Here is a 24654-nt window from a genome sequence, read left to right as displayed (position 1 = left end):
GGAGCGGGCACGTCGGTGTGAGCCTCTAACCTGGAGACGTGCCCGCCTCCGTGAGCCGGCGCTGGGTTCTGCACCTGGACCTCGACGCGTTCTTCGCGTCCGCCGAGCAACTGACCCGGCCGACCCTGCGGGGTCGGCCGGTGCTCGTCGGTGGGCTCGGCGCACGCGGTGTCGTGGCGGGGGCCAGCTACGAAGCGCGGGTGTACGGTGCAGGTTCTGCCATGCCGATGAGCCGCGCGCGTCGGCTCATCGGGGCTTCGGCGGTGGTGTTGCCGCCGCGGGGCGTCGTCTATCACCACCTGAGTTCGGTCGTGTTCGAGACCCTGCGCGAGCACGTCCCGGTGCTAGAGACACTTTCTCTCGACGAGGCGTTCGCCGAACCCGTTGCGCTCGCCGGAACCTCCGCCGACGAGGTCGAACGGTTCTGTACGCAACTGCGCGAGCACGTGCGCGAGCGCACCGGCCTGGTGGCCTCCATCGGGGCGGGTTCCGGCAAGCAGATCGCCAAGATCGGGTCGGGACTGGCCAAGCCCGACGGTCTTCTCGTCGTGCGCCCGGAGGAGGAACTCGCACTGCTGCACGGTCTTCCGGTGCGGAAGCTGTGGGGGATCGGCCCGGTCTCCGAGGAGCGGTTGCGCAAACTCGGCATCGAGACCATCGGTGATCTCGCGGCGCTGCCCGTCGCGGAGGCCGCGTCCATCCTCGGGCCAACCGTGGGTCCCGGCCTGCACCGTCTCGCGAACGGGCACGACGACCGGCCCGTCGCCGAGCGCGCGGAGGCGAAACAGATCAGTGCCGAAACCACCTATGCCACCGACATCGTCGCGCTTCCGGACCTGCGACGCGCCATCTCCGCGAGTGCGCTCGCCGCGCACAGCCGCCTGTGCAAGGACGGCCGCGCGGCGCGCACGGTCGTGCTCAAACTGCGAAAAGCCGATATGTCCGTGCTGACCCGGTCGTCGACGCTGTCGTACGCCACCGAGGACCTACAGGTGCTGACCGCTGCTGCGCAGCGACTGACGCTCGACCCGCTCGACATCGGCCCGATCCGTCTCGTCGGGGTCGGGTACGCCGGTCTGTCCGCCGCGGCCCAGGACACGCTCTTCCCGGAACTCGACCGGATGGAGAGCGATCCGGCGGAGATCACCGCCGAGGACGATCATGTGCCGGCGAGCCTGCCCGTGCACGCGGACCGGTGGCGTCCGGGAACCGATGTGTTCCACCCCCGATACGGGCACGGATGGGTCCAGGGGGCCGGCCACGGTGTCGTGACCGTGCGATTCGAGACCAGGTCGACGGGGCCCGGACCTGCTCGTACACTTCCCGAAGACGATTCGGAACTCGAGGTGGCAGATCCACTGGCGAGCTTGAACTGACACCGGTTCTCGCTACCCTCATGGTGTTCTTACTACCGCCGGGTACTGTTGCGGGCGATCGCAACCGGATGAACCGGGCACGAAAACTCGTGCACGACCGAGAAACGAGAAGGACGACAAGTTGAAGCTTCGCAAGATCACCGTGGCCACGGTGGCGCTCGCCGCCGCCCTCACGATGTCCGCCTGCAGTTCGGATGACGGAGGTAGCACCGAGACCACCGCGAAGACCACGACGGCAACCACGACGACCGAGGTCGTCGCGGACTACCCGCCCGTCCCGACCCCCGAGGAACTGCAGGCCTCGCTCGACCGCGCATTCGACGAGAACGTGCCGGCCGAGGAGAAGTCCGACCTCGTCCAGGGCGCCGAGCTCGATCCGACGCTCATCGATCAGGTTGCCGTCGCCGCGAAGCAGGCCGGCGCGGTGATCACCATCATCGACGTCAACGACAACGAGAACGGAACCGCGACCGCCGGCATCGAGACCCAGCTCGGCGATCAGGTTGCCACCGGCACCGTCGATTTCGTTGCCGAGGACGGTGTCTGGAAGCTGTCGAAGAACAACGCTTGCGGCATCGTCGCGGCCGCACAGCTGCAGACCCCTGCCTGCCCCTGATACAAGGGTTCGGCACAGAACGGTGCCCTACGCGGATTTCCGCGTAGGGCACCGTTTTTCGTTGTAGGGAGGGATCAGTTCTCGGGGGTGTGCCATTCCACTCGGTCGACCTGCGACTGGGCGAGCCGGGTGGTGCCTTCGGGGTCGACGTAGACCTGCTCACCGGACAGGACCAGCGACCCGTCGACGGGCAGCGGAAGCATCGGGTCGAGTGTCACGGTGCCTTCCCCGGCCATCGTGTAGTGCTCGATGTCGAGTTGGCCCTGACCGTTGGGCAGCATCCACTCCCGGCCCTTCGGTGTCTGTTCGACCCGGACATCCACCGTGAGACGCTCGTCCTCTCGGGACACCAGCGTCGCAGTGCTCAGTTGGTCGATGGTGACGCCGGCGCTCATCACCTGCTGATGGATCTGCCACACCGCCCCCACGCCGATCTCGGCGTCCGGGAACGAGACCATGCGGTACACGGACTGGTAGAAGGCTTGCTCGATGGCGGAACGGGCGACGTTCGCCGTGTCCACCGACGGAGCCAAGCGGAGCGCGCTGACCGCGCCGCTGGGGCCCACGGTCAGACCCGCCCGGGAACCCGCGGCGTCGGCGAGCGCCGAACTCAGCATCGGATCGGGCGACGACGCCTCACCGAGAGCGATGTCGACGAGAGTGCTCGGTTGACTGTCCGACACCGCCTGGGTGACCGACGCGGTGAGAGGGAGGGTGACTTCCGGTGTCGAGAAATCTTGACGGGGCTCGCTGTCGATCTGCTGGAACACCTCGGATCGGGTGGTCAGCACGACGCTCTGCTCCTCTCCGGCCACCGGCGCGATCCGCACCACCGCGCGGGGTTCGCTTCCGGCCTCCAAAACGGTGGTGGTCACCGTGGACACCGGCACCGTCACCTCGGAGGATGTCGCCGCGGGCGTAGCAGGGGCTCCTCCCGAAGAATCGCCGCATCCGGTGACGAACGCGGCGAGTGAAAGAGCGGCAGCGAGGGCATACGGCCTCGGGTGAGGGAATCTGGACAGCACAGGCACATCCCCAGGGTAGCCACGGCGGGAGGGGTGCCCGCCCGCTCGTGCGGGTAGGGGATGATGGAACGGTGACTGACGAAGCTTCCCGGCCCGATCCCGAGGCCGATCCTGCTGTGCCGAGGGTGGAGGACACTCCCACCTCCGACACCGCACAGACACCGGTGCCGGACACGGCACGCGGCCCGGTCGGTCGTCCCGCGACGCGCGCCCTTTTCGGCCTCGCGATCCTGATCTACGTCGCGGACCTGGTGACGAAGGTTCTCGCCGTCCACTACATCGATCCCGCCGATCCGATCTCCATCGTCGGCGACACGGTGACCCTCACGCTCGTGCGCAACCCCGGCGCGGCCTTCTCCATGGCCACGGGCATGACCTGGTTGCTCACGCTCGTCGCGATCGGCGTGGTGATCGGTGTGGTGAAGATCGGACGCACCCTGCGGTCGCGCTGGTGGGCACTCGGCCTCGGTCTCGTGCTCGGCGGGGCGCTCGGCAACCTCACCGACCGACTCTTCCGTGCGCCCGGCCCCCTCCAGGGCCACGTGGTGGACTTCGTCTCGGTCGGATGGTGGCCGGTGTTCAACGTCGCAGATTCAGCCATCGTGTGCGGAGCAGTGCTGCTCGTGGCGCTCACCGTGTTCGGGATCGAGCCGACCGGCAGCACACCGACCGCATCCGCAGCCAAAGGAAAGGAAACCCGCCAGTGAGGGAAACCCGGTCGATGCCCGTACCCGACGGGCTCGACGGGATGCGTGTCGACGCGGGCCTCGCCCGTCTGCTCGGTTTGTCCCGCACCGCCGTCGCCGCACTCACCGAGGAAGGTGCCGTCCTCGTCGACGGCGCTCCCGTCGGCAAATCCGATCGTCTCCCGGCCGGGTCGTGGCTCGAGGTGCAACTCCCCGAACCGCCGCGCCCGCTGACTATCGAGGCACAGCCCGTCGAGGGCATGGAGATTCTGTATGCCGACGACGACATCGTCGCAGTCGACAAGCCCGTCGGGGTCGCCGCCCACGCCAGCGTGGGCTGGACCGGCCCGACCGTCATCGGTGGTCTCGCCGCCGCAGGCTTCCGCATCTCCACCTCCGGCCTGCACGAACGGCAGGGCATCGTGCACCGCCTGGACGTGGGAACCTCGGGCGTGATGGTCGTCGCCACGTCGGAACGTGCCTACACCGTGCTCAAGCGCGCCTTCAAGCAACGCACGATCGACAAGCGCTACCACGCGCTCGTGCAGGGACATCCGGATCCGAGCAGCGGCACCATCGACGCCCCCATCGGCCGGCACCGGAGCAGCGACTGGAAGTTCACCGTCGCCGCGGACGGCAAACCCAGTGTCACCCACTACGACACCATCGAAGCGTTCCAGGCCGCGAGCCTGCTCGACGTGCATCTCGAGACCGGGCGTACCCACCAGATCCGCGTGCACTTCTCCGCGCTGCGGCACCCCTGTTGCGGCGACCTCACGTACGGCGCCGACCCGCGCCTGGCCGCCAAGCTGGGACTGGAACGGCAGTGGCTGCACGCCAAGTCGCTGGGGTTCGCGCATCCGACCCAGGGGAACTGGATCGAGATCGAGAGTAAGTACCCGGCAGACCTGGAACACGCGCTCGATGTGCTCCGCAACGCCTGACCGATGAGGCGCGCGCTTCCGTGGGCTGCCGTCGCAGTCCTCGTACTCGCGGTGCTGCTCGCCGGATGGCTCTCCCCGGTACGGCCCGCGTCGGTACGCAGCGACGGTCTCGGGCCCGACAATGGTGAACTTGTCGGCGAGTACCTCGCGCGCGCCGAGACGAGCCTGGCGGAAGCGGAACGGGAGACGGACGGCGAGCACTGGGGCCTGATCTCGTTCGAGCGGGAGATGGGCATCGACGACGTCGCTGCTCTCCCAGGGGACCTGCGGATCGCTCAGGTGCTCTTCCGGGTCCCGATCGACCGGGTACAGACACCGCTGGTGCCGGTCGTCGTGTCGGCGCATCCGGACGCTCTGCGCTCGGCGCCGCGGGTCGCCGCGGGACGGTTACGGCTGCAGGCGGCCGGATCGGACCGCGCCGCGCGGATCGCCGCCGCCTCGGCGGACCGCCTCACGGCAGGCTGCGACTGCGTCGTGGGTGTCGCCGTGCGAGGCACTCCCGGACAATTGCGCGCGGCCGCCGACGATCCGGCGGTACGCGCGGTGGAAGTGCTTCCTTCCGACGCGGTCGCGGGACGGTTCTCGCTGACTCCGCTGCTGCCCGAGCACGTCGCATCTGTCGTGCCCGGTCCGGACGACGCCGAACCCTGACATCACCGGCCCCTCGGATGTGGCCGGGCCTTCGTAGTCGTACGGTGTGCTGGTGAACCGGCCGACTGCTCCCGCCCTGCGCACCGGTGTGCTGTGCGGTCTTGGTGCGTACCTGTCCTGGGGAATGTTTCCTGCCTTCTTCGGCCTGCTCGCGCCGGCCGGTGCCATCGAGATCCTCGCGCACCGGGTGCTGTGGACGCTGCTGCTCATGGTGATCGTGCTCGCCGTGATGGGAAAACTCCGTACGCTGCGGGGACTGCCGCTCCGCACCTGGGCGCTCGTCGCCGCGGCGTCTGCGGCGATCGCGGTCAACTGGGGCACCTACATCTACGGGGTGACATCGGGGCGCGTCGTCGAAACCGCACTCGGGTACTTCATCAATCCGCTCGTGAGCGTGCTGTTCGGCGTCCTGTTCTTCCGGGAGCGACTGCGGCCCGCGCAGATCGGTGCGCTGGTTCTCGCGGTGTGCGCGGTGCTCGTCATCACCGTCGACTACGGGCGACCCCCCGTCCTGGCGCTGACCCTCGCGCTGTCGTTCGCGCTGTACGGAGTCGTCAAGAAGGTCGTGCCGCTCGATCCACGGACGTCACTGGCCGGCGAAGGTGTCGTCGCGGCTCCGTTCGCTCTGGCGTACGTGATCTTTCTCGCTGTGACGGGCACCGGCACGTTCATCGGGTTCGGCGCCGGTCACACCGCACTGATGGTATCCGCCGGCATCGTCACCGCGGTGCCGTTGCTGCTCTTCGGTGCTGCGGCCCAACGGGTTCCGCTCGCGACGCTGGGCATGTTGCAGTACCTGACACCGAGCCTGCAGATGGCGTGGGGTGTGTTCGTTCTCCACGAGGACATGCCGGCGTCGCGGTGGATCGGCTTCGTCCTGATCTGGGTGGCGCTTGTGGTGTACAGCACGGATGCGCTGATCCGCGCACGTCGCGGGCGCGCCATGGTCGGACCTGTCGGTAGCGCGGCTTAGACTCGTCGTTGCCCACAGACATCCCGGGAGAGGCACGCGTGGCTGACTCGTTCGTTCATCTGCACAACCACACCGAGTACTCGATGCTCGACGGCGCCGCAAAGGTCGGCCCGTTGTTCGCCGAGGCACAGCGGCTGGGGATGACGGCGGTCGGAATGACCGACCACGGAAACATGTACGGTGCCAGCGAGTTCTACAACGTCGCCAAGAAGTACGACATCAAGCCGATCATCGGCATCGAAGCGTACGTCGCACCCGGATCCCGGTTCGACACCAAACGCGTCAAGTGGGGCGACCCGAGCCAGAAGTCCGACGACGTCTCCGGCTCCGGTGCCTACACCCACATGACGATGGTCGCCGAGAACGCGACCGGACTGCGGAACCTGTTCAAGTTGTCCTCGCTGGCCTCCATCGAGGGTCAGCTGGGCAAGTGGGCGCGCATGGACGAAGAACTCATCGCGTCTCACGCCGAGGGCATCATCGCCACCACCGGCTGCCCGTCCGGCGAGATCCAGACCCGGCTGCGGCTGGGCCACGACCGCGAAGCTCTCGAGGCTGCCGCGAAGTGGCAGGAGATCTGGGGCAAGGACAATTTCTTCCTCGAACTGATGGACCACGGTCTGTCCATCGAACGCCGCGTGCGTGAGGGTCTGCTCGAGATCGGCAACAAGCTCGGCATCCCGCCGCTGGCCACCAACGACTGCCACTACGTCACCAAGGACGCCGCGGAGAACCACGAAGCGCTGCTGTGCATCCAGACCGGCAAGACGCTCTCCGACCCCACCCGGTTCAAGTTCGACGGCGACGGCTACTACCTCAAGTCCGCCGACGAGATGCGCGCCATCTGGGACGCCGAGGTGCCCGGGGCGTGCGACAACTCGGTGCTGATCGGCGAGCGCGTGCAGCCGTACGACGACGTCTGGACACACCGCGACCGCATGCCGATCTTCCCGGTGCCCGAAGGTCACACCCAGGAGAGTTTCCTGCGTTACGAGGTGATGCGCGGGCTGGATCGCCGGTTCCCGTCCGGTCCGCCGCAGGAGTACCTCGCGCGCGCCGACTACGAAATCGGCGTCATCAACGAGATGGGCTTCCCGGCCTACTTCCTCGTCGTCGGCGACCTGATCAGTCACGCGCGGGAGGTCGGTATCCGCGTCGGACCCGGTCGTGGTTCGGCGGCAGGTTCGCTCGTCGCCTACGCGATGGGCATCACCAACATCGATCCCATCCCGCACGGACTGCTGTTCGAGCGATTCCTCAACCCCGAACGTGTGTCGATGCCCGATATCGATATCGACTTCGACGACCGCCGCCGCGGTGAAATGGTGCGGTACGCCTCGGAGAAGTGGGGGACCGACAAGGTCGCGCAGGTCATCACGTTCGGCACCATCAAGACCAAGGCTGCGATCAAGGACTCCGCCCGTGTGCAGTTCGGGCAGCCGGGCTTCGCGATCGCGGACCAGATCACCAAGGCGCTGCCGCCGCCGATCATGGCGAAGGACATCTCGGTGTCCGGCATCACCGATCCGAACCACGAGCGGTACAAGGAAGCCGTCGAGGTCCGCGCGCTGATCGACTCGAACCCCGACGTGCGGAAGATCTACGAGACCGCGAAGGGCCTCGAAGGCCTGATCCGTAATGCCGGCGTGCACGCCTGCGCGGTGATCATGTCGTCCGAGCCGCTGATGGACGCGATCCCGCTGTGGAAGCGTGCGCAGGACGGCGCGATCATCACCGGCTGGGATTACCCGTCGTGCGAGGCCATCGGCCTGCTGAAGATGGACTTCCTGGGGTTGCGCAACCTCACGGTGATCGGTGACGCGATCGAGAACATCAAGGTCAACCGCGGGATCGATCTCGATCTCGACACTCTTCCGCTCGAAGATCCGGCGACCTACGAACTTCTCGCGCGCGGCGACACCCTCGGCGTGTTCCAGCTCGACGGCAGCGCGATGCGCGATCTGCTGCGCCGCATGCAGCCCACCGGATTCGAGGACATCGTCGCAGTCCTCGCGTTGTACCGCCCCGGCCCGATGGGCATGAACGCGCACAACGACTACGCCGACCGTAAGAACGGCCGCCAACAGGTCACGCCGATCCATCCCGAGCTCGAGGAACCGCTCAAGGAGATCCTCGCCGACACCTACGGTCTGATCGTCTACCAGGAGCAGATCATGCAGATCGCTCAGAAGGTGGCCGGTTACTCGCTCGGGCAGGCCGACATCCTCCGGCGCGCCATGGGTAAGAAGAAGCTCTCGGTGCTCGAGGAAGCGTATGCGGGCTTCCGCGAAGGCATGCTGAAGAACGGCTTCTCCGAGCCGGCGGTCAAGGCCCTGTGGGACACGATCCTCCCGTTCGCGGGTTACGCGTTCAACAAGTCGCACGCGGCCGGTTACGGTCTCGTCTCCTTCTGGACGGCGTACCTCAAGGCGAACTACCCGGCCGAGTACATGGCGGGTCTGCTCACCTCCGTCGGCGACGACAAGGACAAGGCCGCGATCTACCTGTCCGACTGCCGCAAGATGGGCATCACCGTGCTGCCCCCGGACGTCAACGAGTCGCACACCAACTTCATGTCGGTGGGCGAGGACATCCGGTTCGGCCTCGGTGCGGTGCGCAACGTGGGCACCAACGTCGTGGCCTCGATCATCAAGGCCCGCGAGGAGAAGGGGCGGTTCACCGACTTCTCCGATTACCTCGACAAGATCGACACGGTCGCCTGCTCGAAGAAGGTCACCGAATCTCTCATCAAAGCAGGCGGTTTCGACTCGCTCGGTCATCCCCGCAAGGGATTGATGCTCGTCCACGCCGACGCCATCGACGCGGTGATGAGCACCAAGAAGGCCGAGGCCATCGGCCAGTTCGACCTATTCGGTGGCGCCGACGCCGACGAATCCGTCGCGTCGGTGTTCAACGTGAAGATCCCCGACGAGGAGTGGGATACCAAGCACCGTCTTGCCCTCGAACGCGAAATGCTCGGCCTATACGTCTCCGGGCATCCGCTCAACGGTGTCGAGCACGTGCTCGCGGCCCAGTCCGACACGCACATCCCGGCGATCCTCGAAGGCGGATTCAAGGACGGTACGCAGGTCACCGTCGGCGGCATCCTCGCGTCGGTGAACCGGCGGATCAACAAGAACGGTCTTGCGTGGGCGTCGGCTCAGCTCGAAGACCTCACCGGCGGTATCGAGGTCCTGTTCTTCCCGCAGGCTTATGCGGTCTACGGGATGGATGTCGTCGAGGACTCGGTAGTGCTCGTCAAAGCACGAGTCTCCGTCCGCGACGATCGCATCTCGTTGATCGCCAACGATCTCGCCGTACCGGACCTGTCCCAGATCGGCGTCGCGAAACCGGTGTCGGTGTCGATGCCGACGCGGCTGTGCACGCCCGACAAGGTCGGGGCGCTGAAGAATGTGCTCACCCGCCATCCGGGGACGGCTGATGTGAACGTGCGGCTGATCACCGGCAGCAAGGTGACGGTTCTCCGACTCGACGACAGTCTGCGGGTCGAACCCTCGTCGGCGCTGATGGGTGATCTGAAGGCGTTGCTCGGTCCGAGCTGTCTGGCGACCTGACCGGGCGCGGCCAGGGAGCAAGGCCGCCCAATTCTGTTGGGATCTCCATGTGTTGCCCAGACACCGCTCGATGAGGGGTATCGGATTCACCGTCGGGTTGCGTGTGACCGAGGACCTTCGCGCTCCGGCAGAGAATCGACAAGCGTGGGTGGCGACGGGTGCTCCCTCCCGGCCGAACTGTTCTCGTTTCGAGACTACATTTGTGTAGTTCGGCATCAGGGGATGCTGCTCGCAACCCACCTGTTGAAAGAAGCGTGCATGATCTCGTTGTCCGCCGCCGCCGGTATCGCGATCATCGAGCTTGGGCTCGCCCTCACCCCCGGGCCGAACATGATGTATCTGGTCTCTCGCAGCATCAGCCAGGGGTGGCGTGCCGGGATGATGTCGCTGTCCGGGACCGCGGTTGGTTTCGTGGTGTACATGGTGATGGCGAACCTGGGACTTGCGGCAGTGTTTCTCGTCGTTCCGTGGCTGTTCATCGCCCTGAAGGTCGCGGGCGCCCTGTATCTCCTCTGGCTCGCATACAAGACGCTTCGCCCGGGTGGGAAATCCCTGTTCGAGACGGATGAACTTCCACGGGACTCGTTCGGCAAGCTTTTCCGCATGGGACTCCTGACGAACATCCTCAACCCAAAGGTCGCGATCCTCTACCTCGCGCTCATCCCGCAGTTCATCGACCCGGCCGCAGGCAGCATCGTCGCACAAGGTTTTCAACTCGGCGCGATTCAGATCCTCGTTGGCGTCGCGGTGAACGGCGCGATCATTGTCGCCGCAGGCTCAGTCGCCACGTTCCTACAAGGCAAGCCGACGTGGATGCGATGGCAGAAATGGGTCACCGGCACACTCCTCGGTGCAATCGGCGTAAAGCTGGCGATCGACGCCCCCGCCCCCGCGGTCGCGCCGTAGGTGTAGCTCGATCGACATCCCCGACGACTCGGGCTCCACCCGACCAACTCCCTTCGTGCACACGGTTCAACGCTTCTCTCACGCAAAGCGGGGACGCTGGAATGAGAACCTGAATATGCCGCCGGTACCGGCCCGGCCGGGATGCGAGACCGACGCCGAACCCACTCGTTCGGCAGATCCGCACGCCGAACTGCTGAGCGGCCTCCGTCTGTCATGTCAGTGGTCGTTCGAACAGTGTGACGCTGAAGGCGTCGAAATCTCGTCGACCGACCTCACGGAAACCGCACCGTCTGTAGTAGCGGCGAAGTGCGGGATTCGTTTCGGCGCAATCGAGGCGCAACCTGTTCGCGCCTGCCATCGTCGCCTCCTGCGCTGCCCATTCGAGGAGATGGCGTCCAAGGTCTCGCCCGGCATGGTCGCGATCGATCACCAACCCGTGGACATAACCGGCGAATGCGTCCTCGTGTCTCCAGATCGCTGGATCCGACCACATCAACCTCATCGCCGCCACCACAGGACCATTCGATGCGTAGCGTGCGACGACGAACTCACCTCGATCGATCTGTTCCCGGACAGTCGCGAGCGGAATCTCCCGAGGAGGCCACTGGTCGATTCCTCTTCCAGCCAACCAGTCTTCGGCAGCATGGCGTATCCGGAGGATCGTTGCGGCGTCACCGTAATGCGCTGGGCGTACGTCTATCACAGTCAGGCCCTTCACCGATTTCGGTGAAGCACCCAGGCGGACGACGCTTCGCTGTCAATGGCTCCCTGGTGGTGATCCACCTATCGCCAGTCGCCCACCGCAGTCTAGATCACGACACGGATTATGTTGGTGAGCAACCGTTCTCCACGTGAACTGAGTCAGAGCGGAACGATGGCTGATTCTCGCGATGCGGGAACGGGCGCACGGTGCGCCGTCGTCGGCGCTGATGGCTATCTGAAGGCGTTGCTCGGTCCGAGCTGTCTGGCGACCTGACCGGGGGCGGGGACGGGGACTCGGCACCGGGCTCCGGGGCCGGGGTGTTCCAGCTGTTGTTCCGCGACCGCGGCACACCGCAAAGCTGGAGTCGGGCCCGAGCCGCTCAACCTCTACACCGAGCTGCGCGATGCGCTGGTGGCCAGGGCTAGACGAGAAGGCCCTCGCGCTCGAAGGCCCCGGTAGGGGGAAGTTGCCCACAGTGGGCGGTTCGGCAGCCCCCGCCGAATCCGGTACCGCCGCCACCGAAGATCGCCGGCGCCGCCGCACTGCGCCGTCTCGTGTGCGCCATCCAGCGGATCGGCGAAGGCTCGCCGTACGTGAGGCTGCGCGTCAACGCCCGATTCCTGATCGGGGTGATCGCTGCTCCCAGCGGCGTCGCCGATGCGCTCGACCGCATCGACCTGTACGAAACGACGACACGGTGGCGGCTGCGGTCAACGACAGCATCGTCGAGTGCAGCCATATCAGGCGAGCCCGCCGACCCCGAAAACCGGATAGCGTTGCAGCCCTTCTCGACTGCTTACGCGCCCGGTTCTGGAAGATGGCACAACACCCCTCGAGCGCGGATGTGGCGACGCGCTCGAACCGCTCCAGCACCTCAGTGCCGTTGAGACCGGGATCGACTTCGAAGTCGCCGGGTACGGAGTAGCTGGGAGCGTTGCCGGCCATGATCTCGTCCGGAAAGAAACGCACTCCCTCTCGTACATGGACGCTCATGCCGAGCGGAGACCACCCCGACCGCACGACGGATTGGCGGAGCTCGCTCTCCGACAGTCCGACGAGGATGTGGGGAACTCGCTCCACCTGCATCGACAGTGCGCGAAGCAGCGGATGGTTGCCGGTCATGGGTTCCTCCTGAGGTCTGCTGACAAGTGCACTCATAGGTCGACCCCGGCCTCACGATTTCGACACCTGACTCTGGGACCTGTCGAGGGCGCCACGTACCTCGGTTGAAGTGGGCTACCGACAACACGAGGGCCGTGACCGGTTGCAGAGAAAGTCTGATGCGCCTCGATTTTCGGATCGTGTCGAAAGATGATCGACCGGCTCCGATGTCAGACTAGAAGGGCCGAGAGGCGGCTCTCGACGAAAGGCAGACCGATGAAGTACGTGATCCTAATCCACTCGAATCCCCAGCCCTGGGGCAACCCGACCGGTGACTACCTGGCAGAGCACCAGGCGCTGCCGCAGGCACAGCGCGAGAGGATGAACGCCGACTTCGAGTCCCTGCTCGGTCAGATGCAGGAGCGTGGCGAGTTGCTCGGCGGCGAAGCGCTCGGAGACCCAGCCGCATCGAAGCTCTACCGTTGGCAGGCCGGGGAACCCACCTCCAGCGACGGCCCCTACGCGGAGAGCAAGGAGCACCTGGCCGGCTTTTTCATGATCGACGTCGACTCACCGAGCCGCGCCGAGGAGATTGTCGCAGGGTTCGCCGGGCCGGGTGAGACGGTCGAACTGCGGCCCGTCATGTGGCCCGGAGGCGACAGCAGCGAATGACTACCACGGTCGGCGAGGATGTGTGGCGGCGCGAGACGCCACACATCCTCGCTGCGCTCATTCGGAGGTATGGCGACTTCGCCGCCTGCGAGGATGCCGTGCAGGAGGCCCTGATCGAGGCATCCCGTCAGTGGCCCGGGAGAGGCGTGCCGGAGAAACCCCGAGGCTGGCTGCTGCGCGTGGCATCGCGACGCCTCATCGATGCCCGACGCCGGGACGCTGCGCGACGAGATCGCGAACGACACGTCTTCACGTCGGAGCAGGCCTATCACGCGGTCGCAGCTGAATCGATGGTCGAGAACCAGGATGCTTCCCTGGAAGTCCTGGCCCTGTGCTGCCATCCAGCGCTGACGCCGGAGTCACAGGTGACGCTCGCCTTGAGGACGGTGCTCGGGCTCACCACCAAGCAGATCGCCGCCGTACACCTTATTCCTTCCTCCACCGCCGGTCAGCGAATCAGTCGAGCCAAGGCGGCCATCGACCTGCACCACAGAAGATTCCCGCCACCCGCATCACCGAAAGAGCGACTTCCAGCTCTGATGCACGCGCTGTACCTGATGTACACCGCCGGACACAGCCGCGCTGACGGGAAACAACTGCTCGACGATGCGGTCACGACCGAGGCGATCCGCTTGGCGCGCCTCCTGTACGAGGCGTTCCGCGATGAAACGGAGACGGCCGGGCTGCTCGCCCTGATGCTGCTCAGCGAAGCGCGTCGGCCTGCGCGCGTCACGGTACGCGGCGACCTGATACCGCTCAGGGATCAAGACCGCTCCCTGTGGGATCAGGAAGTGATAGCCGAGGGGATCGAGCTCATCGAACGGGCACTGCCCACAGGTCCGGTGGGCGCCTACCAGCTACAGGCCGCGATCTCGGCGGTGCACGCGGAGGCTCCCGGCTGGGAGGACACCGAGTGGGAGCAGATCGCAGAGCTGTACGCCATGCTTGCCCATGTCGCTCCGTCGCCGGCCGTCACCTTGAACTACGCGGTGGCCGTCAGCGAAACACAGGGGCCGGTGAGCGCATTGAGCATGGTGGAACCGCTCCTCAACGATCCGCGTATGAGCGGAAGTCACCGCCTGCACGCAGTACGGGCTCCCCTCCTCGAAGCCTGCGGCCGCCGGGAAGAGGCGCTGGAGGCGTTCAGGACCGCGAGCAGGCTGTGCACAAACATTCCCGAACAGCGTTTCCTCAACAGCCAGATCACCCGTTTACAGGCTGACGCGATCGAGTAACAACCCTGCGCTCTGTTGCCGGCACGCATCCACCTGCGACGGGCATCTGTTGAATCGTTGCCCGTAGACATCCATCGGACTGCGCGGACTGCTGTCAATGTTCCTCGACGCCCTGATGAGCACCGAGACACCTCGAAGTCCAGACCGAGCAAGTATGGCGCCCCACCCTCGCCGCCAACACTGTAATCACCTGGACTACGAGAAATTACGGATTCGTCCTCGTGCAGATACGCTGCCGAGGCCGGTGCATCGACGGCGAGGTGCTGACGTGTATCTCGCCCGCCCAAGGCGAGAACATCAACCTTGACGGGCGGTAGCGTCCTGCCATCAGGATCCGACGCGGGCTATGTCTATCAGAGGCCACACCGCCACGTCGCAGTCACTCCGGCGTCAGCATGCCGCCGAGGACTCGGCGCACCACGGACTCGAACATGTCACCGGGCTGGTCGGTGCCCGGATCCGAAATATGGAGCGCAGCCGCAAGATACGGATGATCGCCAACCGCGGCCGTCTTGTGCAAGTACATCACCTGAGAGACCCGACGCTCCCGACTCGCCGTTCCACCACCGACCTCGGCACGAGCGAACTGCTGGACAAGGGTGTTCAGAACCGCCACCACCTGAAGCTTCACCACCCCCGACACGTCGACCGCCGCCATAGCCCGGAGCGCATACTCGAGAAAGTCGATTCCGCGAGGGCCGACGCGCATCGACTCGACCGGAATATCAAGCAGCCACGGGTATCTCACGTGAACGTCCTTCGCACGAGCCGCGAGGGCGGTGAGGTCGTCGATCGCCTCGCCGCGCAGCGCGACATCGAGGTCGATCTCGCCGGCAGCGGCATCTACCATGAGGTCGAACACCTCGTCGTGCCCCGCCACGTAGCGGTACAGAGCCGACTGACTCATTCCGAGTTTCTGCGCGATCCGGCGAGTGGAGACGGCCGGCAATCCACCCTCGTTTGCAAGTTCCATAGCTGCGGCAGCGACATCGTCGCGGCTGTGCGCCGGCGCCGGACCGCGTGTGCCGTACGAGCGTTCCCACACTGTCGTGCGCGGTTGCTCCATTCCGGACTGTGTCACCCGACGCCACTCTCCACTCGTTGCTGTCTGTCTTGACCTAGACTAAAACTGCGTTCGATGAACGCAATAAATGGAGGTTCACAATGGCGCTCGACAATGCATGGGGACCGCGGCGATGGGCACGGAACGGATCGGTACGTCTCGCGTTCGATCAATTCCGGCCGGAACTCGGCGGAGAACCGCTACTGATCGCGACCGGGCTGGGTGTCGATCGGCATGCAGTTCCCGACGGTTTCTGTGAGCAACTGGCCGACCACGGTTTCGCTGTCGTGCGGTACGACCAGCGTGACGGCGGTGAGTCGACACATCTGCCGCCGACGGCCGTACGAAACCCGATCGCCGCGCTGCTGGCCAAACGCGCGGAGACCTACACCGCCGAAGACATGGCGGACGACGCAATTGCGGTGATCGACGAGCTCGGCTGGAGCTCGGCGCATGTGCTCGGAGTCTCGCTCGGTGGAGCCCTCGCGCAACGCGTCGCCCTTCGGCATCCCGACCGAGTGCGTTCCCTCACGTCGGTCGCGGCCGTCCCGGGCGATGTCGCCGGGTTGCGCACATTCCGCTACATCCGTTTGCGTACGCTTTCTCGGTTTGCGCGCCTCAGGTTTCCCGATACCCGAGAGGGCGCGATCGAGGCCGGCCTCGCGGTAGCACGACTGGTGGCGTCCCCTCGGCGCGAGTTCGACGAAGCCGCAATGCGCGCACGATTGGAAAGCAATCCCGACCCAGGCGTGCACGACCAACAGGCACAGAGCCGACAGGTCGGCGCTCAGTGGAGCGGGCCACCGATCACCGCGATCACGCAGCCCACACTGGTGGTGCACGGCGAGGATGATCCTCTGATCAAACCCAAAGCCGCGCAAGCCATCACGGCCAGGATTCCCGGATCACGCATGCTCATCCTCCCGGAAGTCGGGCACGAGCTGCCTGCGCACGCATGGAAACCACTCGCTGCCGCAATCCGCGAACTTGCAGACACCAATACCTGAGCGAGGTCACAAACTCTTTCGAGCACAGATCGGATCGGCTCGGCCGGTCGCATCTGTTCACCCACGATCAGCGGCACGCCATCACGGAGCGGACAGACCATCGATACTCACGCGGTACTCGATGCCCTCGAGCGTTGCCATGGTCCGGCCGTCCTCGACGCTCGGCGACTCGCCCACAGTTTGTTCCGCACTCTCGCCCGACCTGCTGGAGAAGAAGCCCGTGCCACGATTGCGGGACTCGGTATCGACATAGTGCGTTCCGACCGCATCAACCAGACCGGAGAGGTAGGCGTCGTCCTCGAGGTTGCCGCAGTACCAGGTCACGCTGAACGCTCGCTCCTGCTGCCGGTCACCGGTGGTCGAGCCTTGGGGGCCGTCCCGTCCGGACAGTTACGAGCGCCGGTAATACGCCCGGCGGACCCACCAGACGAGCGTGGTGGCTGCTGCGGCAGTGAGCACAGCGGTCTGTGCGGTGCCGGTGACGACGAACAGCACCAGCAGCACGATGAGTCCGGCGGCGACGGCCTCGAGCTTGTACATCGGCCACGCGGTACCGGCGATGTCGATGTGGCATTCCCGCGCGACCTTGCGGACCGGCGAGTCGAGTGCCGTCATCGCTCCTCCTACGGGTCGGGGAAGTCTCCCTCAGGGTAGTCGCATTCGAGAATTCGGGTCAACGAACTTTCGTGCGGACGTGTGTCGCATCACCGAAACGTGTTCACTGGAGGCATGCCACTTACCGGAGAATACGAACCCAGCCCGTCGACGTGGGCGGCTGACCAGGTCGCCACATACGAGTCCTCGGGCGGTACCGAAGGCACCACACTCGGCGGGAGGCCGGTGGTGATCCTGACGACGCGCGGCGCCAAGACGGGCAAGCTGCGGAAGACCCCGCTGATGAGGGTCGAACACGACGGCACCTACGCGGTCGTCGCCTCGCTCGGGGGCGCTCCCAAGAATCCGGTGTGGTACTACAACGTCGTCGCAGATCCGCACGTCGAACTGCGCGACGGCACCGAGGTCTACGACATGGTCGCGCGCGAAGTGCACGGGGACGAAAAGGCCCTGTGGTGGGAACGGGCCGTCGAGGCGTATCCGGATTACGCCGACTACCAGACCAAGACCGAGCGCCCGATCCCGGTGTTCGTCCTCGAGCGGACCTAGCACGATGGCCGGGCGCACCGTCGCGGACCAGCTTGTCGCTCAGCTCGTCGATGCCGGCGTCCGCCGGATCTACGGCATCGTGGGGGACAGCCTCAATCCGGTCGTCGATGCGGTGCGCCGCACCGGCGGTGCCGCCCGGGGTGGCATCGACTGGATCCATGTGCGCCACGAGGAAGCGGCCGCGTTCGCGGCTGCGGCCGACGCGCAGATCACCGGTGAACTGGCTGTGTGCGCGGGCTCGTGCGGACCGGGGAATCTGCACCTGATCAACGGGCTCTACGACGCCCACCGGTCGGGCGCGCCCGTGCTGGCCATCGCGTCGCACATCCCGTCGACGCAGATCGGCACGGCCTATTTCCAGGAGACCCACCCCGACCGGTTGTTCGTCGAATGCTCGACCTACACCGAATTGATCAGCGCGGCTGCGCAGGCGCCCCGCGTCGTGCACAGCGCGATGAGCCACGCCCTGGCCCGCCCGGGAGTCGCGGTGGCCATCCTGCCGGGCGACATCGCAGCCCTGCCGGCAGAGGGCACCGAACCGCGACTCGTCCGCACCGGCGCGCCGACACTCGTTCCCGATCCAGCAGACGTCCACGCGCTCGCCGAAGCGGTCAACGAGGCCGACAAGATCGCGATCTTTGCGGGGGAGGGGGTCCGGGGTGCGAGGGAAGAGTTGCTGAGGCTCGCCGATACGGTGGCGGCGCCCGTCGGGCACAGCCTCCGCGGCAAGGAATGGATCCAGTACGAGAACCCGTTCGACGTGGGAATGACGGGCCTGCTCGGATACGGTGCCGCGCACGACGGTATGCACGGCGCCGACCTGTTGCTTCTCATAGGTACGGACTTCCCGTACGACCAGTTCCTTCCCGACGTCCGCACCGCACAGATCGACGTCGACGCCGCACGCCTCGGCCGACGCACCGAACTGACCCTGGGGGTACACGGCGACGCCGCCGCAACGTTGAGTGCCCTGCAACCCTTGATCCGGCGCAAGACCGATCGCAGTTTCCTGGAACACACTCTCGAACGGCACCGCACTCTGATGCAGAAGGTCGTCGGGGCCTACACGACACCGGTCGGACAGCGGAAGCCGATCCACCCCGAATTCGTGGCGTCGATCCTCGACGATGTCGCCGCGGACGACGCGGTGTTCACGGCGGACACCGGCATGTGCAACGTGTGGTCGGCACGCTACCTGAACCCGAACGGCCGGCGCAGGTTCCTGAATTCGGCGTTGCACGGGTCGATGGCGAATGCGTTGCCGCATGCGATCGGCGCGCAGATCGCCGCGCCCGGCCGGCAGGTCGTGTCCGTCAGCGGCGACGGCGGGTTGGCGATGCTGCTCGGAGAACTCGTCACCGTCGTCATGCACCGACTGCCCGTCAAGATCGTGCTGTTCGACAACTCGACGCTCGGAATGGTCAAACTCGAGATGCTCGTCGACGGCCTCGCGGATTTCGGCGTCGACGTACCGTCCGTGAACTATGCCAAGGTGGCCGACGCGCTGGGCATCTTCTCGACTCGCGTCGAGGACCCGGGGGATGTGGAGCACGCGCTACGGGACGCGTTCTCCCGGCCGGGCCCGGCCCTGATCGACGTCGTCACCGATCCGCGGGCACTGTCGCTCCCGCCGACCATCACGGGCGAACAGGTCAAGGGTTTCGCACTCGCCATGTCGAAGCTCGTGATGAACGGCGGCGTCGGAGAGGCCGTGCAGATGGCGAAATCGAACCTTCGCAACGTGCCGAGACCGTCGCAGTTCGGCTCCTGAATCGGACGGACAACCGCGTCCGACCGTGCCGGCCGGGGGTCCCCGTTGTCGGTGCTGTACGGGAAGTGGCAGCATTGACCGGTGACCTCCACCGCGCGAACAGCTGAACCGACATACGAGACCGCCGTGCCCTGCGCGGCTGACATCGATGCGGCAGCCGAGCGAATTTCCGCGGTGGTCTCCCCGACCCCCCTCGAGCCGAGCCCGCGCCTGTCCGCGCTGACCGGCGCAAACGTCTATCTCAAGCGTGAAGACCTCACGCGGGTGCGGTCGTTCAAGCTGCGGGGCGCCTACAACGCCATGGCCCAACTCGACGCGAGTGAGCGGGCCGCCGGCGTGGTCACCGCGAGCGCCGGCAATCACGCGCAGGGTGTCGCGTATGCCTGCCGTGCGATGGGAATCAAGGGCCGCATCTACGTGCCGACCCGCACCCCGAAGCAGAAGCGCGACCGCATCCGGGTGCACGGCGGCGATTTCGTCGAACTCATCGGTGTCGGCGACACCTTCGACGCGGCGGCAGCCGCCGCGGCCGAGGATGTCGCGCGCACCGGTGCGACGCTGATCCCGCCTTTCGACGATGTGCGCACGGCCGCCGGTCAGGGCACCATCGCCCGCGAGATCCTCGACCAGTTGCACGGCGACCTGGATCTTCTGGTCGTCCCGGTCGGTGGCGGCGGACTGATCGCCGGACTCGCGTCGTACCTGTGCGAACGCTCGCCCCACACGTCGATCGTCGGTGTCGAACCCGCCGGTGCCGCGTCGATGACGGCCGCGCTGGTCGCCGGAGGCCCGGTGACGTTGCCGGAGGTCGAGCCGTTCGTGGACGGTGCCGCGGTCAAGCGGATCGGGGACCTGCCGTACGCGGTGGTTTCCCGTCTCGGCGCGGAGGTCGTCACCCACTCGAATCTTCCCCTGGTGTCCGCGTTGCGGCGTGAGAAGCTCGGCCGTGCGCCGTTCGGGATGGCGCAGGTCGACGAGGGTGCGATCTGCACGTCGATGCTCGAGCTCTACCAGAACGAAGGGATCATCGCCGAGCCGGCCGGTGCGTTGTCGGTCGCCGCGCTCGAGTCCCTCTCGGTGCAGCCCGGCGCCAACGTCGTGTGTCTGGTCTCGGGCGGCAACAACGACGTATCGCGCTACGGCGAGATCATCGAGAGGTCGCTCGTGCATCGCGGACTCAAGCACTACTTCCTCGTCGATTTCCCCCAGGAACCCGGAGCCCTGCGCAGGTTCCTCGACGAGGTGCTCGGGCCCGACGACGACATCACGTTGTTCGAGTACGTCAAGCGCAACAACCGGGAGACGGGTGCGGCGCTGGTCGGTATCGAACTCGGCGCGGCAGAGAACCTTTCGTCCCTGCTCAACCGGATGGACACGTCGCCCGTCGAAGCGCAGCGGCTCGAGCCCGGGTCGCCGGCCTACCGTTACCTGACGTAGACCGGCGCCCGAGCACGGTCACACCCCGACGGCCTCGGTGTCGAGCACGACGAACGAGTGTCCCGGCACCAGTACGGCGGACTCGGTGCGATTGACCGTCGGTTCGTCCCACCACAGAATCGGGCGGCCACCGACGGGGACCGTCACCGGATCGGGTCCGAGATTGCACACGACCCGTACCGGGCCGCGATACACCGCGATCCAGCGTTCGTCCTCGTCGTAGTCGACGCGGAGATGCTCGAGCCACGGATCGCTGACTTCTGCCCGGGACCGTCGTAGTGCGATAAGGTCGCGATAGCACTTCAGCAGTCGTGCATGGTCGGGCGCGGAGCGCTCGGTCCAGTCGAGTTTCGAGCCCTCGAATGTCGCCGGGTCCTGCGGGTCGGGCACATCCTCGGTGTTCCATCCGTGCTCACCGAACTCCCGGCGCCGGCCCTGCACGACAGCGGCGGCGAGTTCCGGTTCGGGGTGCGAGGTGAAGTAGCGGAAAGGTGTACCGGCGCCCCATTCTTCGCCCATGAACAGCATCGGCGTATACGGAGAAGTGAGCACGAGCGCGGCACGGACGGCGAGTTGTCCGTCGTCGAGATAGGCACCCGGACGGTCGCCGAGCGCCCTGTTGCCGATTTGGTCGTGCGTGCACGTGTAGGCGATGAGCGAACTCGCGGGAGTGCGGCGGATGTCGAGGGGACGTCCGTGAATGCGTCCCCGGAACGTCGAATATGTTCCGGCATGGAAGAACCCGTGGGTCAGGGTTTGGGCAAGGCATTCCAGAGAACCGAAATCGCCGTAATAGCCCTGGCGTTCCCCGGACACCGCTGTGTGGATCGCATGGTGGATGTCGTCGGCCCATTGCGCCTGGAGGCCGTAGCCGCCACCGGAACGCGCGGTGATCATGCGCGGATCGTTGAGATCGCTCTCGGCGATAAGGCTCAGCGGGCGTCCGAGATGTGTGGAGAGCCGGAACGTTTCGACCGCGAGTTCCTCGAGCAGGTGAGTCGCCGTGTGGTCGAGGAGGGCGTGGACGGCGTCGAGTCGGAGCGCGTCGATGTGGAACTCCCGGAACCAGCGAAGCGCGTTGTCGAGGATGTACCGGCGGACCTCGCCGGAATCCTCGCCGTCGAGGTTGATGCTGTCTCCCCAGATACCCGGGGCCGGAGCAAGATACGGCCCGAACCTGCCGAGGTAGTTACCCGACGGACCGAGATGGTTGTAGACCACGTCGAGCGCCACCCCGATGCCCCGTGCGTGTGCCGCATCGACGAAACGCTGCAATGCGGCCGGGCCGCCGTAGGGTTCGTGCACCGCGTACCACAACACCCCGTCGTACCCCCATCCGTGGGTGCCGTTGAAGGCGTTGACCGGCATGAGTTCGACCAAGCCCACGCCGAGGTCGGCAAGTTCGTCGAGACGGTCGATCGCCGCGTCGAGAGTGCCCTCCTCGGTGAACGTGCCGATGTGGAGTTCGTAGACGACGCTGCCCGGCAGTTGCCGGCCAGTCCACAGCTGATCGGTCCACCCGTCGGGGTCGACGGTGTGGAGTTGCGACAAGCCGTGCACTCCGTCGGGTTGCCTCGGCGAGCGGGGGTCGGGGAGCACGGTGTCGGTGTCGCCGTCGAGGACGAAGCCGTATCGGGTGTCGGGCGGAACGTCGACTTCGGCGCGCCACCACCCTCGCCTGTCGCGCTCCATGGGATGAAGGGTGTCGTCGGCGTACAGCTGCACTGATGATGGGAGCGGGGCCCAGACCTCGAAGGTATGCACCCCACCAGCATGCCGTGTGTTCGCCTGCGGTGCAGCGTGTCACCTACGCACTCACACCTTTTGGCACATCGGCGTCGTACGCGGTGCTGCTAGGGTGGGCGTGATGTCCGAACCTGCCCGAAGAACGTACAGTTCGCCGCTGAGAGAAGAAGCGGCGCGGCGGACCAGGGCTGCGATCCGCGGGGCAGCGTCGCGGCTCTTCGTTCGCGACGGATATGTCAGTACCACCGTGCGGCACATCGCCGAGGAGGCAGGTGTCGCAGTGCGGACGGTCTTCACCGCCTATCCCGGTGGGAAAGCGGATCTGTTCCGTGAAGCACTCGACGAAGCCGTGGCGGGCCCCGACGACTCGCCACCACCTGCGGCGCGGCCGCTCGTGCGGCGCCCCGGGGACGGCCCGGTCACCGAGGCCGATCTGATTCTCGAACAGGTCGTCGACTACGGCGCCGCGATGCTCGAACGCGCGGGCGGACTGCTCATGACCTCCGTCGAGTCGTCCGGTGCCGACCCCGACATGCGCAAGTTTGCGGAGGAGGACGCACGTGCGACCGCCGACAACGCGCGCACCATCGCGGAGGGCCTGTACGAGGGCGGCTGGCTCCGTCCCGACGTGACAGCCGAGCACGCCGCCGACGTGCTGTTCACCCTCATCTCCCCGCAGGTGCACTCGCTGTTGCGCCGCGACTGTGGGTGGGACGTCGAGCATTACCGCTCGTGGGTCGCGTCGACGCTGCGCGCCACGCTTCTTCGCTGACCGGCTAGCTGTCGCCGGCCGCGTCGACGTAGAACCATTCGCCGTTCTCGCGCACGAACCGGCTGTGTTCGTGCATCGTGTCGGGCACGCCGCGATACGACGAGTGGGCACGGAACTCGACGGTACCCTGGGTGTGGAGAAACCCGCCGCCCGTGGTGTGCAGGATCTCCAAGCCCGTCCAGCGCAGGCCGGGCTCCAGATCCAGGACGGCTGGGCGGGTGGACGGATGCCACGTGCGCAGAAGGTACTCGGCGTCGCCCACCGCGAACGCGGTGTACCGGGATCGCATCAGTTGTTCCGCGGTCGGTGCGCTACCTCCGGCCAGGAACACCCCGCAGCACTCGTCCATCGGTATCCCGCGGCCGCACGGGCACGCGGTGTCGGCGGAATGTTCGGAACTGCGGCGACGTCGACCCATTCGGTCATTGTCCCACTGTCCCGGATACCTCACCGCGGGGCGTGGAGTGGTGCAGAATGCCGACCATGCACGCGCAGCGATACGTCGGGGTGGTCGGACCGGGTGACGCCACGCCCGAGCAGCGACGAGACGCCCGCACGCTGGGCGGCCTGCTCGCGGGTCGCCGCGCGATCGTGGTGACCGGCGGCCTGGGCGGGGTCATGGCCGCGGCCTCACGGGGGGCGGTCGAGGCGGGTGGCACCACCGTCGGGTTTCTCCCGGGTGACGATCGTGCCGACGGTAATCCGTATCTGACGGTGGCGATCCCCACCGGATTGGGCGAGATGCGTAATGCGCTGCTGGTCCGGAGTTGTGATGCCCTCGTCGTCGTGGGCGGCAGCTGGGGGACGATGAGCGAGATCGCGCTGGCGGTGCGGACGGGTGTGCCCGTCTTCGCCGTGGGTGGCTGGAAGATGCCGGCCGGTGGGGTGCTCGATGTCGGATCCCCGGCCGAGGCGGTGGAGTGCGTGCACGCGCTGTTGTGGCGCAAAGAGGCCGAATAGGCGGCGCTGCACCGGCCATCCGCTGGAATGGCCGGTGCAGCAACGGATGCCGAGAGGATACGGCGCCGTATTTCTGATCGGGTGTGGGCGTCTACGAGTTCGCGAGTTCGTAACGCCGACGGTATTCGCTCTTCGAGGTTTCGCTGATGTCGACGTCGGTGGCGCGGGCGCGAAGCGCACCGACCGTCGCCTGCTCACGAGGGATGTGGGCGAACGGGTCCCAGTCGAAGAACCGCGCGGCGTTGCCGAACGTGATCTTGTCGATCTCCTC

24 protein-coding genes, 2 pseudogenes and 1 riboswitch are annotated in these 24654 nt (G+C 66.4%); of the genes and pseudogenes, 17 read left to right on the top strand and 9 right to left on the bottom strand.

Annotated features, from left to right (window positions below; translation table 11 throughout):
- Window positions 1–38: 38 nt before the first annotated feature.
- Both AC0B44_RS18745 and AC0B44_RS18740 read left to right on the top strand, forming a co-directional pair.
- Window positions 39–1376, top strand: a complete 1338-nt coding sequence (locus AC0B44_RS18745) for a DNA polymerase IV (protein ID WP_471904311.1) — start codon at window positions 39–41, stop codon at window positions 1374–1376.
- A gap of 121 nt (window positions 1377–1497) precedes the next feature.
- Window positions 1498–1992, top strand: a complete 495-nt coding sequence (locus AC0B44_RS18740) for a WKL family lipoprotein (protein WP_471904310.1) — start codon at window positions 1498–1500, stop codon at window positions 1990–1992.
- Between the two features lie 74 nt (window positions 1993–2066).
- Here AC0B44_RS18740 and AC0B44_RS18735 read toward each other — a convergent pair whose 3' ends face one another.
- On the bottom strand, window positions 2067–3023 hold the full coding sequence (locus tag AC0B44_RS18735; RefSeq protein ID WP_471904309.1) for a hypothetical protein: 957 nt from the start codon (window positions 3021–3023) through the stop codon (window positions 2067–2069).
- A 65-nt stretch (window positions 3024–3088) separates the two neighbouring features.
- Here AC0B44_RS18735 and lspA point away from each other — a divergent pair, with 65 nt between their 5' ends.
- The 6 genes from lspA to AC0B44_RS18705 all read left to right on the top strand — a co-directional run bounded on the left by lspA (window position 3089) and on the right by AC0B44_RS18705 (window position 10752).
- The gene (gene lspA / locus AC0B44_RS18730; RefSeq protein WP_471904308.1) at window positions 3089–3724 is read left to right on the top strand and encodes a signal peptidase II; all 636 of its coding nucleotides are present in this window, start codon (window positions 3089–3091) and stop codon (window positions 3722–3724) included.
- A 14-nt stretch (window positions 3725–3738) separates the two neighbouring features.
- Entirely contained in the window at window positions 3739–4647 is a 909-nt protein-coding gene (locus AC0B44_RS18725; protein ID WP_471904307.1) for an RluA family pseudouridine synthase, read from the top strand.
- Between the two features lie 3 nt (window positions 4648–4650).
- On the top strand, window positions 4651–5298 hold the full coding sequence (locus AC0B44_RS18720) for a hypothetical protein (RefSeq protein ID WP_471904306.1): 648 nt from the start codon (window positions 4651–4653) through the stop codon (window positions 5296–5298).
- A gap of 52 nt (window positions 5299–5350) precedes the next feature.
- Window positions 5351–6271: an EamA family transporter RarD gene (rarD, locus tag AC0B44_RS18715; RefSeq protein WP_471904305.1), complete on the top strand. Its 921-nt coding sequence runs from the start codon at window positions 5351–5353 to the stop codon at window positions 6269–6271.
- A gap of 38 nt (window positions 6272–6309) precedes the next feature.
- A complete protein-coding gene (gene dnaE / locus AC0B44_RS18710; protein WP_471904304.1) occupies window positions 6310–9846 on the top strand; it encodes a DNA polymerase III subunit alpha in 3537 nt (1178 codons plus the stop codon).
- 258 nt (window positions 9847–10104) lie between these two features.
- A complete protein-coding gene (locus tag AC0B44_RS18705; protein WP_471904359.1) occupies window positions 10105–10752 on the top strand; it encodes a LysE family translocator in 648 nt (215 codons plus the stop codon).
- A 211-nt stretch (window positions 10753–10963) separates the two neighbouring features.
- On the opposite strand, the gene AC0B44_RS18700 is transcribed toward AC0B44_RS18705, so the two are convergent.
- On the bottom strand, window positions 10964–11455 hold the full coding sequence (locus AC0B44_RS18700) for a GNAT family N-acetyltransferase (protein WP_471904303.1): 492 nt from the start codon (window positions 11453–11455) through the stop codon (window positions 10964–10966).
- A 23-nt stretch (window positions 11456–11478) separates the two neighbouring features.
- Window positions 11479–11559: riboswitch (ZMP/ZTP riboswitch) on the bottom strand.
- A gap of 502 nt (window positions 11560–12061) precedes the next feature.
- Window positions 12062–12577 carry a hypothetical protein gene (locus tag AC0B44_RS18695; protein WP_471904302.1) on the bottom strand — a complete coding sequence of 172 codons (516 nt, stop codon included), beginning with the start codon at window positions 12575–12577 and terminating at the stop codon, window positions 12062–12064.
- A 255-nt stretch (window positions 12578–12832) separates the two neighbouring features.
- Here AC0B44_RS18695 and AC0B44_RS18690 point away from each other — a divergent pair, with 255 nt between their 5' ends.
- The 3 genes and pseudogenes from AC0B44_RS18690 to AC0B44_RS18680 form a co-directional block, all read left to right on the top strand.
- Entirely contained in the window at window positions 12833–13228 is a 396-nt protein-coding gene (locus AC0B44_RS18690) for a YciI family protein (protein WP_471904301.1), read from the top strand.
- Window positions 13225–14463, top strand: coding sequence for an RNA polymerase sigma factor (locus AC0B44_RS18685; protein ID WP_471904300.1), 1239 nt, complete (start codon window positions 13225–13227; stop codon window positions 14461–14463). The genes AC0B44_RS18690 and AC0B44_RS18685 overlap by 4 nt, the downstream gene beginning before the upstream one ends.
- Window positions 14464–14600: 137 nt before the next feature.
- A pseudogene (locus AC0B44_RS18680) lies at window positions 14601–14780 on the top strand (Tn3 family transposase); the annotation flags it as partial.
- Window positions 14781–14842: 62 nt separating this feature from the next.
- Here the strand turns inward: AC0B44_RS18680 and AC0B44_RS18675 are convergent.
- The gene (locus AC0B44_RS18675) at window positions 14843–15544 is read right to left on the bottom strand and encodes a TetR/AcrR family transcriptional regulator (protein ID WP_471904299.1); all 702 of its coding nucleotides are present in this window, start codon (window positions 15542–15544) and stop codon (window positions 14843–14845) included.
- A gap of 83 nt (window positions 15545–15627) precedes the next feature.
- On the opposite strand from AC0B44_RS18675, the gene AC0B44_RS18670 reads away from it, so the two are divergent.
- Window positions 15628–16533: an alpha/beta fold hydrolase gene (locus tag AC0B44_RS18670; protein ID WP_471904298.1), complete on the top strand. Its 906-nt coding sequence runs from the start codon at window positions 15628–15630 to the stop codon at window positions 16531–16533.
- Window positions 16534–16614: 81 nt separating this feature from the next.
- Here AC0B44_RS18670 and AC0B44_RS18665 read toward each other — a convergent pair whose 3' ends face one another.
- The gene (locus tag AC0B44_RS18665) at window positions 16615–16857 is read right to left on the bottom strand and encodes a hypothetical protein (protein WP_471904297.1); all 243 of its coding nucleotides are present in this window, start codon (window positions 16855–16857) and stop codon (window positions 16615–16617) included.
- A gap of 66 nt (window positions 16858–16923) precedes the next feature.
- Complete coding sequence (locus AC0B44_RS18660) at window positions 16924–17148, bottom strand: hypothetical protein (RefSeq protein WP_471904296.1); 225 nt, start codon at window positions 17146–17148, stop codon at window positions 16924–16926.
- Window positions 17149–17262: 114 nt separating this feature from the next.
- On the opposite strand from AC0B44_RS18660, the gene AC0B44_RS18655 reads away from it, so the two are divergent.
- The 3 genes from AC0B44_RS18655 to ilvA all read left to right on the top strand — a co-directional run bounded on the left by AC0B44_RS18655 (window position 17263) and on the right by ilvA (window position 20905).
- Window positions 17263–17697, top strand: a complete 435-nt coding sequence (locus AC0B44_RS18655) for a nitroreductase family deazaflavin-dependent oxidoreductase (protein WP_471904295.1) — start codon at window positions 17263–17265, stop codon at window positions 17695–17697.
- A 4-nt stretch (window positions 17698–17701) separates the two neighbouring features.
- Complete coding sequence (locus tag AC0B44_RS18650; protein WP_471904294.1) at window positions 17702–19468, top strand: pyruvate dehydrogenase; 1767 nt, start codon at window positions 17702–17704, stop codon at window positions 19466–19468.
- Between the two features lie 126 nt (window positions 19469–19594).
- Complete coding sequence (ilvA, locus tag AC0B44_RS18645; RefSeq protein ID WP_471904293.1) at window positions 19595–20905, top strand: threonine ammonia-lyase IlvA; 1311 nt, start codon at window positions 19595–19597, stop codon at window positions 20903–20905.
- A gap of 18 nt (window positions 20906–20923) precedes the next feature.
- On the opposite strand, the gene treZ is transcribed toward ilvA, so the two are convergent.
- A complete protein-coding gene (treZ, locus tag AC0B44_RS18640) occupies window positions 20924–22669 on the bottom strand; it encodes a malto-oligosyltrehalose trehalohydrolase (protein ID WP_471904292.1) in 1746 nt (581 codons plus the stop codon).
- A 103-nt stretch (window positions 22670–22772) separates the two neighbouring features.
- On the opposite strand from treZ, the gene AC0B44_RS18635 reads away from it, so the two are divergent.
- Window positions 22773–23423: a TetR/AcrR family transcriptional regulator gene (locus AC0B44_RS18635; RefSeq protein WP_471904291.1), complete on the top strand. Its 651-nt coding sequence runs from the start codon at window positions 22773–22775 to the stop codon at window positions 23421–23423.
- Window positions 23424–23427: 4 nt separating this feature from the next.
- On the opposite strand, the gene AC0B44_RS18630 is transcribed toward AC0B44_RS18635, so the two are convergent.
- Window positions 23428–23841: a YchJ family protein gene (locus AC0B44_RS18630; RefSeq protein ID WP_471904290.1), complete on the bottom strand. Its 414-nt coding sequence runs from the start codon at window positions 23839–23841 to the stop codon at window positions 23428–23430.
- A 56-nt stretch (window positions 23842–23897) separates the two neighbouring features.
- Between AC0B44_RS18630 and AC0B44_RS18625 the strand changes: the two genes are divergently transcribed.
- A complete protein-coding gene (locus AC0B44_RS18625; protein ID WP_471904289.1) occupies window positions 23898–24383 on the top strand; it encodes a TIGR00725 family protein in 486 nt (161 codons plus the stop codon).
- A 91-nt stretch (window positions 24384–24474) separates the two neighbouring features.
- Here AC0B44_RS18625 and AC0B44_RS18620 read toward each other — a convergent pair.
- Window positions 24475–24654: pseudogene (locus tag AC0B44_RS18620) on the bottom strand (amidohydrolase family protein); the annotation flags it as partial.

It is taken from the genome of Rhodococcus sp. NPDC019050 (genome assembly GCF_055664235.1).
This window is presented reverse-complemented; position numbering and strand designations above follow the sequence as displayed.

What these genes read in the sequence shown, in the direction of transcription:
- AC0B44_RS18705 (WP_471904359.1), top strand. Translation starts at nt 10,105, where the DNA reads ATGATCTCGTTGTCCGCCGCCGCCGGTATCGCGATCATCGAGCTTGGG.
- AC0B44_RS18660 (WP_471904296.1), bottom strand. Translation starts at nt 17,148, where the DNA reads ATGACGGCACTCGACTCGCCGGTCCGCAAGGTCGCGCGGGAATGCCAC.
- AC0B44_RS18720 (WP_471904306.1), top strand. Translation starts at nt 4,651, where the DNA reads ATGAGGCGCGCGCTTCCGTGGGCTGCCGTCGCAGTCCTCGTACTCGCG.
- AC0B44_RS18685 (WP_471904300.1), top strand. Translation starts at nt 13,225, where the DNA reads ATGACTACCACGGTCGGCGAGGATGTGTGGCGGCGCGAGACGCCACAC.
- AC0B44_RS18655 (WP_471904295.1), top strand. Translation starts at nt 17,263, where the DNA reads ATGCCACTTACCGGAGAATACGAACCCAGCCCGTCGACGTGGGCGGCT.
- AC0B44_RS18725 (WP_471904307.1), top strand. Translation starts at nt 3,739, where the DNA reads ATGCCCGTACCCGACGGGCTCGACGGGATGCGTGTCGACGCGGGCCTC.
- AC0B44_RS18630 (WP_471904290.1), bottom strand. Translation starts at nt 23,841, where the DNA reads ATGGGTCGACGTCGCCGCAGTTCCGAACATTCCGCCGACACCGCGTGC.
- AC0B44_RS18650 (WP_471904294.1), top strand. Translation starts at nt 17,702, where the DNA reads ATGGCCGGGCGCACCGTCGCGGACCAGCTTGTCGCTCAGCTCGTCGAT.
- AC0B44_RS18690 (WP_471904301.1), top strand. Translation starts at nt 12,833, where the DNA reads ATGAAGTACGTGATCCTAATCCACTCGAATCCCCAGCCCTGGGGCAAC.
- AC0B44_RS18670 (WP_471904298.1), top strand. Translation starts at nt 15,628, where the DNA reads ATGGCGCTCGACAATGCATGGGGACCGCGGCGATGGGCACGGAACGGA.
- AC0B44_RS18625 (WP_471904289.1), top strand. Translation starts at nt 23,898, where the DNA reads ATGCCGACCATGCACGCGCAGCGATACGTCGGGGTGGTCGGACCGGGT.
- AC0B44_RS18635 (WP_471904291.1), top strand. Translation starts at nt 22,773, where the DNA reads ATGTCCGAACCTGCCCGAAGAACGTACAGTTCGCCGCTGAGAGAAGAA.
- AC0B44_RS18695 (WP_471904302.1), bottom strand. Translation starts at nt 12,577, where the DNA reads ATGACCGGCAACCATCCGCTGCTTCGCGCACTGTCGATGCAGGTGGAG.